Below are 12,245 nucleotides of genomic sequence, written 5' to 3'. Positions count from 1 at the left end.
TCCAATTTCGTTATTAACCGTTTGCAATTAATTAACATTCTAGTCACACTTAAATCATCTGGTCGTACCAGATAACTTTATCATATAAAGGAGAACAGAATGCTTTATCAAAGTGAAACAATCTATATTCAATGGTTGAAAAAAGGTATTGCAGAACTGGTTTTTAACTCGCCAGGGCCAATCAATAAATTGGATACCCACACCGTTGCTTCACTGGATGAAGCCGTGTCTGTTCTTGAGCAACAATCTGATCTGCAAGGTGTTATTTTCCGTTCTGATAAATCGGCTTTTATCGTTGGAGCCGATATCAAAGAATTCCTTTCATTATTTGAAGCACCGAAAGAAACTCTCAGTGAATGGCTGCAATACGCTAATAGCATCTTTAATCGCATTGAAGATCTCCCCGTTCCTACAATTTGTGCAATCAATGGTTATGCACTTGGCGGTGGCTGTGAGTGTATTTTATCGACAGATTTTCGTATTGCATCCCCTGATGCACGCATTGGTTTACCCGAAACAAAACTCGGTATCATGCCAGGGTTTGGGGGTTCCGTTCGTTTGCCAAGGCTAATTGGCTTAGATAGCGCGCTGGAAATTATTACGGCGGGTAAAGATGTCAGCGGGCCTCAAGCCCTCAAATTAGGTTTAGTTGATGCCGTAGTTGAAACCGAAAAACTACCGCAATCTGCTTTAGCTGTTATTGAATCAGCTATAGCGGGTAATATTAATTGGCAGAAGAAGCGTCAGCCTAAACTAGCCCCTCTTCAATTAGGCCCACTTGAGCAAACCATGAGTTTTAATGTTGCAAAAGGCATGGTATATCAAGTCGCAGGGAAACATTACCCAGCCCCAATGACGGCAGTCAATACCATCGAGAAAGCTGCAAATTGCACTCGTGATGAGGCATTAAAACATGAAACAGCAGCTTTTGTTCCTCTCGCCCACAGTAATGTTGCCCGCGCATTGGTAAGTATTTTTCTTAATGATCAACAAATTAAATCTAATAGCAAAAAACTTGCTCAAAATGTTAAAACACCAAGTCAAGCCGCCGTTTTAGGTGCTGGTATTATGGGGGGAGGTATTGCCTACCAATCGGCCAGTAAAGGCGTTCCTGTTTTGATGAAAGATATCAACGAGAAATCTTTAGAGCTTGGTATTGAAGAAGCACAAAAACTGCTGAATAACCAATTTGAGCGAGGGCGGATTAATGCAGCTAAAATGGCGACAACTTTAGCCGCGATTCACCCTTCACTATCTTATAGTGGTATTGAGAATAGCCAAATCATTGTCGAGGCAGTCGTTGAAAATCCTAAAATAAAAGCCGCAGTTTTATCTGAAGTGGAATCACTTGTTTCACCAGAGACGATATTGGCATCTAATACTTCAACAATTCCAATTTCCACATTGGCTAAGTCACTAAAACGCCCTGAAAAATTCTGTGGAATGCACTTCTTCAACCCTGTGCATCGTATGCCTTTAGTGGAAGTTATTCGTGGTGCACAAACATCTGACGATACAATCGCACAAGTCGTCGCTTACGCCAATAAAATGGGTAAAACCCCCATTGTGGTGAATGACTGTCCTGGTTTCTTTGTGAATCGCGTTCTATTTCCTTATTTTGCAGGTTTCAATTTGTTACTCCAAGACGGTGCTGATTTTAGAGAAATCGATAGAGTCATGGAAAAAGAATTTGGTTGGCCAATGGGCCCTGCTTACTTACTTGATGTTGTTGGCATCGATACTGCCTTCCATGCCGAACAAGTGATGGCTCAAGGTTTCCCTGAGCGCATGAGTAAAACAGCTAAAAATGCGATTGATGTGATGTATGAACAGCAGCGTTTTGGCCAAAAAAATGGGAAGGGTTTTTATCAATATGAAAAAGATAAAAAAGGAAAACCTAAAAAAATTAATGACCCACAAACTGATGAGCTACTGAATTCTATCTGCAAAGTTAAACGTTCATTTACGAAAGAAGAGATTATCGCTCGAATGATGGCGCCAATGATAAACGAAGTCGTTCGTTGTCTGGAGGAAGGCATTATTCAAAGCCCATCGGACGCTGATATTGCTCTAGTTTATGGCTTAGGTTTCCCACCATTTAGAGGTGGTGTGTTCTGCTATTTAGATACTCTCGGTAGCCAGTCATACTTAAAAATGACAGACACATATGCATCATTGAGCCCACTTTATCAAGCTCCTGAAGGTTTAAAATCGAAAGCGGCTACCAATGCCACATATTACCCACAACCTCCTGTTGTGGCTATTGATCTCAAAAAAGTTGCGAGGGGTTAATTTTATGGAAAACGTCGTCATCATTGATGGAATACGCACACCAATGGGTCGTTCAAAAGGTGGAGTATTTCGCCATGTTAGAGCTGAAGACCTTTCTGCACACCTTATGAACGCAATTTTTGAACGCAACCCTAATGCAAGTAAGAAAGAATTAAATGACATTATTTGGGGGTGTGTGCAGCAAACATTAGAGCAAGGTTTTAACATTGCGAAAAATGCCGCTTTATTAACCGATATTCCTCATACAGTGCCAGCTGTTACGGTTAACCGCCTTTGCGGTTCATCAATGCAAGCACTACATGATGCAAGCCGATTAATTATGACGGGTGATGCAAACTCAGTTTTAATTGGTGGCGTTGAGCATATGGGGCACGTCCCTATGACACATGGCATCGACTTTAACCCAAAGCTCACTTTGAGAGTGGCAAAAGCCGCTGGTGCAATGGGGTTAACCGCAGAAATGCTAGCCAAAATGTACAAAATTAGTCGCGAAGAACAAGATGCATTTGCGCTTAGATCTCACCAACTTGCTGCCGCTGCTACAAAAAATGGCAAGTTTGCCAATGAAATCGTTGCTATTGAAGGTCACGATGCTGATGGAAATCTTATTTCCGTAAATTATGACGAAGTCATTCGCTTAGATGCAAGCCTTCAAGGCTTAGCCGCTCTTCGCCCTGCTTTTGACCCAGTAAGTGGCACAGTAACTGCGGGGAATTCATCTGCGTTATCAGATGGCGCATCCGCCATGTTACTCAGTAGCGAAAGCTATGCTAAGCAACATGGTATAAAACCGAGAGCTAAAGTCAGAGCAATGGCGGTTGTCGGTTGTGACCCATCTATTATGGGATTTGGCCCTGTACCCGCGACTGAAATGGCGCTAAAACGGGCCGGCTTATCTTTAAATGATATTGATATTATTGAATTAAATGAAGCATTCGCAGCTCAATCTATCGCATGTTTAAAAGGATTGAATATCTCTGAAAGTCTTTTCGATGAGAAAGTAAACCTAAGTGGGGGTGCTATTGCGCTGGGTCACCCACTTGGTTGCTCTGGGGCACGGATCACAACTGCGCTACTGAATCAGTTAGAGCAAAAAGATAAGCAATTTGGTTTAGCCACAATGTGTATTGGTTTTGGTCAGGGGATCGCCACAATTATTGAACGAATTTGATGCCGTTTTTCGTAAAACATTGCATTTTTGTCGATGTTCCCGCCTAGTCAGGGGCGGGTTTTTTTTGCCTTTTTTGACTAGTTCGCCTCGACAAATTTAACTCCATAGTTAGGGTTATAGACAGCAGAAAGTGAGGATATCTCTAGGGGCTATGTAACATAGGATAACTAAGGGAGCAGAGTGAAGCCCCCTACGATTTGAACTAAAACAGATTAAATGAATTCATAAGCATCACCAAACAACCGTTCAACTTTGGCTCCACGCTCATTACAAAAACGATCTCTCGCACTTTTTGCCATCTCAAAACGGCCTGCAATATAAATATCGTGCTCTGAAAGGTCGCCAAAATCGTCTAATACTGCACTAAGTACCGTTCCTACTCGGCCTCGCCATAATTCATCTGGCTGCTCAACAACAGGAACCACTTTTAAACTTGGGTATTTTTCACTAAGGGCCTGAAGCTCACCAAGATCATACAAATGCTCTAACTGGCGGCCTCCCCAATAAAATGTGATATCACGCAAAGGGTTTTCCGCTAAAGCGGCAAGCAGTATTGAATGGGTATAAGAGAACCCCGTCCCCCCGGCAATTAGAATCATTGGGTTTTGGCTATCTTCACGAAACCACGCTTTGCCATGAGGAATATCGATATCAATACGTTGCTGATCTAAAATCCTATCCATTACCGCCATGGCATATAAATTAATTTCTGAGGCACCAATATGTAACTCGATGGTGCCTTTAGTACAGAGGGTAGAAGCCATTGAAAATGGTCGCTTATCTCGCTCATCCATCACGACCATCAAATATTGACCTGCTTTAAAATGAAAGGGACCATCTGGCAACAAGATAACCCGATAAACCGTATCCGTGATAGATTCGACAGATGTGACTTTACAGCTTAAAGTTGCCATGCATTCCCTCTTATTTTTCAAAAATTTTCAATTGTTCCCAAATATCATCAACACGAGATTTAACGCTTTCAGTCATGACAATTGGGCGCCCCCATTCACGGTCTGTTTCACCTGGCCACTTGTTTGTTGCATCAAGCCCCATTTTTGAACCTAAACCAGATACTGGGGAAGCAAAATCAAGATAGTCAATTGGGGTATTTTCCATCATAACGGTATCCCGCGCGGGATCCATTCGTGTCGTAATCGCCCAAATCACATCCTTCCAGTCGCGTGCATTGATATCATCATCACAAACAATAACAAATTTAGTGTACATGAATTGGCGCAGGTATGACCAGACCCCCATCATGACTCTTTTTGCGTGTCCTGCATATTGCTTTTTCATTGTGACAACGGCTAAACGGTATGAGCAGCCTTCAGGAGGTAGATAAAAGTCGACAATTTCTGGAAATTGCTTTTGTAAAATTGGGACTAAAACTTCATTTAACGCTTCACCAAGTACGGCAGGCTCATCAGGTGGGCGGCCTGTATATGTCGAGTGGTAAATAGCATCACGACGTTGAGTCACGTGAGTGACGGTGAACACTGGGAAGTTATCAATTTCATTGTAATAACCCGTGTGATCTCCATAGGGCCCTTCTGGTGCCATCTCGCCAGGTTCAATATAACCTTCAAGAATAATTTCAGCACCCGCAGGTACTTCAAGATCATTAGAAATACACTTCACAACTTCTGTTTTATTGCCGCGCAATAAACCAGCAAAAGCGTATTCGGATAAAGTGTCAGGCACAGGAGTAACAGCACCTAAAATTGTCGCTGGATCCGCGCCTAGCGCAACAGCAACTGGAAATTTTTCCCCTGGATGCGCTTGGCACCATTCTTGAAAATCAAGTGCGCCGCCACGATGGGATAACCAGCGCATAATAACTTTATTTTTACCAAGAACTTGCTGACGATAAATACCGAGATTTTGACGCTCTTTATGCGGACCTCGAGTAACCGTAAGACCCCATGTAATTAGTGGTGCTGCATCTTCTGGCCAGCAATGCATGACAGGGATTTTAGTCAAATCGACATCTTCACCAGCCCAAATTTGTTCTTGGCAAGGCGCAGAACTTAGCCGTTTAGCGGGCATATTCAACACTTGTTTGAATTTAGGAAGCTTATCGAACAAATCACGAAAGCCTTTCGGAGGATCTGGTTCTTTCAAAAATGCGAGTAATTTACCCACATCATGAAGGGCTTTGATATCTTCTTGCCCCATTCCCATTGCAACTCGTTTGGTTGTACCAAACAAGTTGCACAGAACAGGCATATTGTAACCTTTTGGATTTTCGAATAATAAGGCCGGCCCCCCTGCTCTTAGGGTGCGATCTGCAATTTCCGTCATTTCCAAATAAGGGTCGACTTCCATTGTAATGCGTTTTAACTCGCCTTGCTTTTCCAGCTGCGCGATAAAATCTCTAAGGTCACGATATTTCATTATCTTCTTTTACTATCACAAAGGGAGTCCCATTATAAGACGTCCAGCCAAGGTTACAAGTTACTGCCTAAATCACTTAAAAATCAATCTTGTTCTGGTTTAGTATACCATTTTACTGGCAATCAAAAGGGACTAATTTTTCTAATAATAATGTATCGAATTGTTCAGGAAATGTTTTGTTGTGCTGAAATAATTTAAAGCCTTCATTTTTTCCACTGAAATAATGAAGTTCATTACCTTTAATTTGCAGGCCACTGCCTTCTCTAAGTGCAACAACCACTTCATGTGGGTTAATCACACAAAACTCTTGGAGTCTTTCATCACGAGTTTCCCCCATATGCCCAGAAATGTGTGCATCAATATAATGAGGGTTAATTTGTAATGGAAAAAGCCCCAGAGATGGCATGATTGCAGCGTTACTGACAGGCATATCATTGGTTGTACGAATACTTGGTGTTGCAACATTACAACCCGCACTCCAACCAATATATGGAACACCGCGTTCCCTGACCGCACGTTGAATTGCTACAATTAAGCCATTCTCATGCAAGCATTTGTTTAGCCACCAAGTATTACCACCGCTAACCAAAATACATTCAGCTTGCTCAATAGCTTCAACCGGGCTCGAGAAATGTTCTATTGTCGTTACTTTGATACCAAGAGCTTCTGAAAGCTGTTCTGCGCGCTCATCATGAGAACCACGTAGAACAGCATATGGAACAAGAACAGCGGACTTAATGTTTTTACGCGCGAGTGTTTCTTGGATTCGAGATAAGGCATAACTTAACCAAACAGGGTTTCCTGACAATTTACCATTACTCAACAAAAAGATATCCATTGTGTCTCCTACAGACTTAGGTTCTATATAACAGTTAATATAAGCAGTAGCTTGATAACTTTAGCTTACCGATATGAATAATATTGTGCAGAGATTCATTAGTCACATTGTTCTGTCGTAATTTGTTATCATAAACATATTATTGTCATGTGAGATTCAAAAAATGGAAAAATGGTATCTGCTTTATTGCAAACGAGGCCAAATTGAACGAGCTATTGAGCATCTAAATAGACAGAGCGTACTTTGTATGACTCCCATGACTGAGATGGAAAAAATTATTAGGGGCAAAAGAACAACAGTGCAAGAAGCATTGTTCCCTAATTATTTATTTGTAAAATTTGATCATAACGAAATTCACACAACGACAATTCAATCCACTCGAGGTGTTAGCCATTTTATTCGTTTTGGCCAATTACCGACTGAAGTGCCAGAAGAGGTTATTGAATTATTGCAGCTAGCGCCGATGACCCATGCTGTTGCACCAGACCTGCCTAAATCAGGCGATAAAGTCACAATTACAGACGGTATTTTTGCAGGTGTTCAAGCTATCTTTGACGAACCCAATGGAGAGTATCGCTCTATTCTTCTGTTGAATATTTTAAATAAAAGCGTCCCCAAAACACTCGAAAATACACAATTCAAAAAATCATCAGAGCAGTAATTCAAGATAATAAAAAGCCCATCGTCGATGGGCTTTTTATTATCAGTAAAATCCGAACCTCAATGCTTTTATTAAGCTTAAGATTCTTCTTTTTCTTCGTCTTCTTCGCCTTCTTCCTGTCGTTTCCTTCCTTTACCTACGTAGAAATTAGACAGTAAAACACCTAACTCAAAGAGTAAGTACATCGGAACCGCAAGTAGCGTTTGGGATAAAACATCTGGAGGCGTTAAGAACATCCCGACGATAAACGCCCCTACAAGAATATATGGGCGTTTACGTTTAAGTGACTCTGGTGTCGTAACCCCTGTCCAACACAGTAGGATAATGGCGATAGGCACTTCAAAAGCAGCACCAAAAGCCATAAACAAGGTCATAACGAAACTGAGATACTTACTAATATCAGGAATAAAATTAACGCTATCTGGCGTTGTTTTAACAAAGAAGCCAAATGCTAGTGGGAAGACGACAAAATAAGCAAATGCCATTCCAAGATAAAACAAGAAGCTACTTGAAACCAGCAGAGGCAGCATCAACTTGCGCTCATGCTTATAGAGTGCAGGTGCAATAAATGCCCAAATTTGATAAAGAATAACAGGTATCGATACAAAAACCGAAACCATCATTGTTAATTTAATCGGGGTAAAAAATGTTGATGCCACATCAGTCGCACTCATTTGCGAACCCACAGGCAGCTTATCAATCAAAGGGGCTGCAACGAGCCGATAAATATCATTTGAAAAATAAGCGAGCGCTGCAAAGACAATTAAAACTGTGATTAAACAGTTTAATAGCCGTTTGCGAAGTTCAATGAGGTGGCTAATAAGTGGTTGTGTATCATTTACAGCCATGTGTTATTTTTCACTTTCGGTTTGATTGGAGTTTTTTGCTTTAGTATCTTGCGGGTCTGTTGTTTCTATAGCGACTGGCTCTTCAGCTTTTGCTGATTCCTCAGTTTTTACTTCCTCAACAACAGCAGCCATTTTAGCCGCATATTCTGGATCTGGATCCGATTCTTGCGCCTGTTCAGAGCTGTTTTTCGCATCTTTGACAGCGGTATCATAGCTATCAGTGATTTCTTTAGCTTTGTTTAACTCTGTTTCAATATCATTTGTTGTTGCTTGATAGCCGCTTTTTAACGACTGAGCCGCTGTACGCAGTTCTTCCATAGACTGCTTTAGTTCTGGTGAAAGCGCTTCTAAATTAGCTTTCTCCTCAACCTTTTTCAGCGTCTCTTGCAGTTCCTGCAATTTCAGCTCTTGCGATAACTCATTTTGTACATTAGCAGCCATCGAGCGCATAGCACGGATCCACCCAGCGACAGTTCTCACCGCCACTGGTAAGCGCTCGGGGCCTAAAACAACAAGACCAATTACAGCAACAAGCAACAGTTCACTAAAACCTATGTCAAACACGGTTTAACCCTGCTCTTTGTTTTTGCTCTCAACTGGGCTTTCTTTTTTCTCAGCAGCCTGTTGTTCTGTAATGTTTTTGGTAGCAAAATCAGCATCTTGCTTTTCTTGTTCTGCTTTCGCTTTTTCGTCATCGCTCATCGCTTTTTTAAAGCCTTTGAGCGACTCACCTAAATCAGAACCTAAAGAACGTAATTTTTTGGTGCCGAAAATTAAAATAATAAGCAAAGCAATAATAATTAGTTGCCAAGGGCTACCAAAAGCAGCCATTGCAATAGTTGATTCCATTGTTAATACCTCTATAGTTTTGGGATCAAATGTTATTAGGTCTATTATATACAACCAACACAAAATACGGAAATGTTCACAGCCTTATAAACTTGTCGCAAAACAAAGTTTACTTAATTTTCGCCTGCTTTACACCAACCAAGCAACCAAGATAAAGCACCAGCAGCCATAAACACTGCAGAAAGGCGTGTTAAATCAGAAATAAAGAATAAACTACCGCAAAGGATAAATGTAGCCCCTATTCCTAATAGATACTGCGACTTGCGTTGTTTACTACGCTGAGCTTTCAGTTGCTGTGCAAGTTGCTCAATATTTGACTGCAAATATTTGTGTTGTTTCAACGCACCATATATTAAATCGGGCAGTTCAGGCATTTTTTCTGCCCAATAAGGCGCCTTTTCTTTCAGTGCCTGTGTAATTGCGGGTAAACCAACTTGGCTATGCACCCAATCCTCTAAAAATGGTTTTGCTGTTTTCCATAAATCCAGTTGAGGATAGAGTTGCCTACCTAAGCCTTCCACATACAATAATGTTTTTTGCAATAGCACTAACTGAGGTTGCACTTCCATATTAAAACGGCGTGCCGTGTTAAATAAATTCAGTAGTACATGACCAAAAGAAATTTCCGCTAATGGCTTTTCAAAGATAGGTTCACATACAGTGCGAATGGCGAATTCAAAATCTTCGACATTAGTATCTTGTGGAACCCAGCCAGAATCCACATGAAGCTCGGCAACTTTACGATAATCACGATTGAAAAATGCGATAAAGTTTTCAGCCAAATAACGCTTATCTTCTTTATTTAGCGAACCGACGATGCCACAGTCAATACCGATATACAGTGGATCTTCAGGGTGCTCATAGCTAACGAAAATATTCCCAGGGTGCATATCAGCATGGAAAAAGCTATCGCGAAACACTTGAGTAAAAAAGACTTTTACACCGCGTTCAGCCAACAACTTCATATTGGTTCCCTGCGCTTTTAGCGCAGCAATATCTGAAACGGGGATCCCATAAATGCGTTCCATTACCATGACATTTTCACGGCAATAATCTGGGTACACTTCTGGGATGTACAGCATAGAGCTGTTTTCAAAGTTACGTCGTAGTTGAATGGCGTTCGCCGATTCACGTAAAAGATTCAACTCATCAATTAATGTTTTTTCGTATTCGCGAACCACTTCTTTTGGACGCAAACGGCGCCCATCTGGTAACAAAGGCACCCAATTTGCAATACGGTACATGAGCTTAATGTCCGCTTTAATAATGGGTAAAATATCTGGGCGAATGACCTTGATAACAACATCTTTACCATTTTCTTTTAAAATAGCGGTATGAACCTGAGCGATAGATGCAGAGGCAAGTGCTTGTTCATCAAAGTTATCAAACCATTGCTCAAGCGGCCCACCTAAAGACTCTTCAATATAACCACGCGCTAATTTACCATCAAAACTGGCAACTTTGTCTTGCAATAGAGAGAGTTGGTCAGCAATTGCTGGCGGAAAGAGATCACGGCGAGTTGATAACATTTGGCCAAATTTGATCCAAACAGGGCCTAACTCTTGCAACGCGAGTCGAAGCCTTTCGCCTAAGTCTTTATCTTTATGTTTATTTCTTATCCAAAAGAAACCTAAGCGGCCAATACGAAGTGGCAACGTAAGCTTAATTTTGGGGATTAACTCGTCTAATCCGTAAGAGAGAAAAACCCGAACAATGAAGTAAAGTCGTTTTAATTCACTGGGTGTCATTCTTCTCCTCCAACTGGCTTAGCCGTTGTTCCAGCGTACTCATTGAGCTCTCAATTTGCTCAATTTCGTCACTAAAATGCGCGAGTTCAAGTTGGCTAGGCGCCATTTTCCACTCTTCAACCAGTGTATCTTTTACATAAGTCTTTTGGCGTTTAACGAAATGAGATGCAAGACAAACGCCTTTGTTCAGCAATTTACTTAGCCCTTCAGCGGCAACATCACCAATATAAGGTGATAGATAGTGAGCAGGGTTCCAAATCGCCAAATCTAACAATGAAGACCAATGTTGGACTATCTGCATATCCCCTTCAATCACGATATCACCACGATTGATGAGTTGAGATAGTTGCTGTTTATCTTTAAGCTTCACTAACGTAAACAATGACGTTTTGATTGTGCAATCAGCCGCTTCAGTCCATTCACTCAGTACATCAACATGATTTTCAGCAAAAATTAGGGTCAGTGTTTTATTGAGCTCTTTTAGTTCAATGGACATCACTTTGCCCGCCAAGCGCATTCTTGCGGGCTGTAACACTTTTTCTTTAAACAGCATATGGTTAAGAGAGGTTTCCATCATTGCTGTTATCAAAGAATATAAAACCGTATGCTGAGTTTCGCTATTTACTGATGGCGCTTCCATCTTAGAATTTAAACCCTTTATGCAATGCGACAATGCCACCAGTCATATTGGTATAAGAAACTTGCTCAAAACCTGCATTCTCCATCATCCCTTTCAAGGTTTCTTGATTAGGGTGCATACGGATTGATTCTGCTAAATAGCGATAGCTATCAGGATCGTTGACGATGGCTTGACCAATACGCGGTAAGATATGGAATGAATAGGCATCATAAGCTTTATTCAGTGGCTCAATGACTGGTTTTGAGAACTCTAATACCAGTAAACGACCACCTGGTTTTAGCACTCGAAACATTGAACGTAGTGCTTTGTCTTTATCGGTAACGTTCCGCAAGCCAAAAGAAATGGTAATGCAATCAAAATGGTTATCTGGGAATGGGAGTTCTTCTGCGTTAGCTTGAACATAATTAACATTTCCCACAATGCCGAGGTCGCGTAATTTTTCACGCCCCATTTTCAGCATGGAGTCGTTAATATCAGCCAGAACGACTTCCCCTTTTTCGCCGACTAAACGTGAAAATTTTGCGGTTAAGTCCCCTGTTCCACCAGCAAGATCCAGCACGCGCTGGTTACGGCGTACACCACTTGCTTCGATAGTGAAACGTTTCCAGATACGATGAATACCAAATGACATCAGGTCATTCATTAAGTCATATTTTGATGCTACAGAGTGAAAAACATTCGCTACTAAGCCAGCTTTGTCCTCTTTGCCGACAGTGCGGAAACCAAAATCAATGGTTTCTTTAGTTGGTTCAGTCATTTCTCTTATGCCTGCTTATAATTCAAACTTTGTAGGAAGTGTAA

The 12,245-nt window shown here is 41.3% G+C and carries 12 protein-coding genes; 3 read left to right on the top strand and 9 right to left on the bottom strand.

The window, feature by feature from the left end; all coding sequences use genetic code 11:
• Nucleotides 1-99 precede the first annotated feature (99 nt).
• Both fadB and fadA read left to right on the top strand, forming a co-directional pair.
• Nucleotides 100-2,292 (top strand): fatty acid oxidation complex subunit alpha FadB, encoded by a 2,193-nt coding sequence (fadB, locus tag J6836_RS20145; RefSeq protein ID WP_219245607.1) that lies wholly within the window; start codon nucleotides 100-102, stop codon nucleotides 2,290-2,292.
• 4 nt (nucleotides 2,293-2,296) lie between these two features.
• Nucleotides 2,297-3,463 carry an acetyl-CoA C-acyltransferase FadA gene (fadA, locus tag J6836_RS20140; RefSeq protein ID WP_219245606.1) on the top strand — a complete coding sequence of 389 codons (1,167 nt, stop codon included), beginning with the start codon at nucleotides 2,297-2,299 and terminating at the stop codon, nucleotides 3,461-3,463.
• A 212-nt stretch (nucleotides 3,464-3,675) separates the two neighbouring features.
• Here the strand turns inward: fadA and fre are convergent, their stop codons facing one another.
• The 3 genes from fre to pepE all read right to left on the bottom strand — a co-directional run bounded on the left by fre (nucleotide 3,676) and on the right by pepE (nucleotide 6,698).
• Nucleotides 3,676-4,377, bottom strand: a complete 702-nt coding sequence (gene fre / locus J6836_RS20135) for an NAD(P)H-flavin reductase (protein ID WP_219245605.1) — start codon at nucleotides 4,375-4,377, stop codon at nucleotides 3,676-3,678.
• Between the two features lie 10 nt (nucleotides 4,378-4,387).
• On the bottom strand, nucleotides 4,388-5,860 hold the full coding sequence (gene ubiD / locus J6836_RS20130) for a 4-hydroxy-3-polyprenylbenzoate decarboxylase (RefSeq protein ID WP_219245604.1): 1,473 nt from the start codon (nucleotides 5,858-5,860) through the stop codon (nucleotides 4,388-4,390).
• Between the two features lie 112 nt (nucleotides 5,861-5,972).
• Nucleotides 5,973-6,698, bottom strand: coding sequence for a dipeptidase PepE (pepE, locus tag J6836_RS20125; RefSeq protein WP_219245603.1), 726 nt, complete (start codon nucleotides 6,696-6,698; stop codon nucleotides 5,973-5,975).
• 163 nt (nucleotides 6,699-6,861) lie between these two features.
• Between pepE and rfaH the strand changes: the two genes are divergently transcribed.
• A complete protein-coding gene (rfaH, locus tag J6836_RS20120; protein ID WP_219245602.1) occupies nucleotides 6,862-7,359 on the top strand; it encodes a transcription/translation regulatory transformer protein RfaH in 498 nt (165 codons plus the stop codon).
• A gap of 77 nt (nucleotides 7,360-7,436) precedes the next feature.
• On the opposite strand, the gene tatC is transcribed toward rfaH, so the two are convergent.
• The 6 genes from tatC to ubiE form a co-directional block, all read right to left on the bottom strand.
• Complete coding sequence (gene tatC / locus J6836_RS20115; RefSeq protein ID WP_219245601.1) at nucleotides 7,437-8,207, bottom strand: Sec-independent protein translocase subunit TatC; 771 nt, start codon at nucleotides 8,205-8,207, stop codon at nucleotides 7,437-7,439.
• 3 nt (nucleotides 8,208-8,210) lie between these two features.
• Nucleotides 8,211-8,771 carry a Sec-independent protein translocase protein TatB gene (tatB, locus tag J6836_RS20110; RefSeq protein WP_219245600.1) on the bottom strand — a complete coding sequence of 187 codons (561 nt, stop codon included), beginning with the start codon at nucleotides 8,769-8,771 and terminating at the stop codon, nucleotides 8,211-8,213.
• 3 nt (nucleotides 8,772-8,774) lie between these two features.
• Nucleotides 8,775-9,056: a twin-arginine translocase TatA/TatE family subunit gene (gene tatA / locus J6836_RS20105; RefSeq protein WP_219245599.1), complete on the bottom strand. Its 282-nt coding sequence runs from the start codon at nucleotides 9,054-9,056 to the stop codon at nucleotides 8,775-8,777.
• 113 nt (nucleotides 9,057-9,169) lie between these two features.
• Nucleotides 9,170-10,804, bottom strand: coding sequence for a ubiquinone biosynthesis regulatory protein kinase UbiB (gene ubiB, locus J6836_RS20100; RefSeq protein WP_219245598.1), 1,635 nt, complete (start codon nucleotides 10,802-10,804; stop codon nucleotides 9,170-9,172).
• Nucleotides 10,791-11,444 (bottom strand): ubiquinone biosynthesis accessory factor UbiJ, encoded by a 654-nt coding sequence (locus tag J6836_RS20095; RefSeq protein WP_219245597.1) that lies wholly within the window; start codon nucleotides 11,442-11,444, stop codon nucleotides 10,791-10,793. The genes ubiB and J6836_RS20095 overlap by 14 nt, the downstream gene beginning before the upstream one ends.
• 1 nt (nucleotide 11,445) lies before the next feature.
• Nucleotides 11,446-12,201 carry a bifunctional demethylmenaquinone methyltransferase/2-methoxy-6-polyprenyl-1,4-benzoquinol methylase UbiE gene (gene ubiE / locus J6836_RS20090; protein ID WP_219245596.1) on the bottom strand — a complete coding sequence of 252 codons (756 nt, stop codon included), beginning with the start codon at nucleotides 12,199-12,201 and terminating at the stop codon, nucleotides 11,446-11,448.
• Nucleotides 12,202-12,245: the final 44 nt, after the last annotated feature.

Origin of the sequence: Providencia sp. R33, from assembly GCF_019343475.1 — a bacterium.
GTDB lineage: Bacteria > Pseudomonadota > Gammaproteobacteria > Enterobacterales > Enterobacteriaceae > Providencia.
This window is presented reverse-complemented; position numbering and strand designations above follow the sequence as displayed.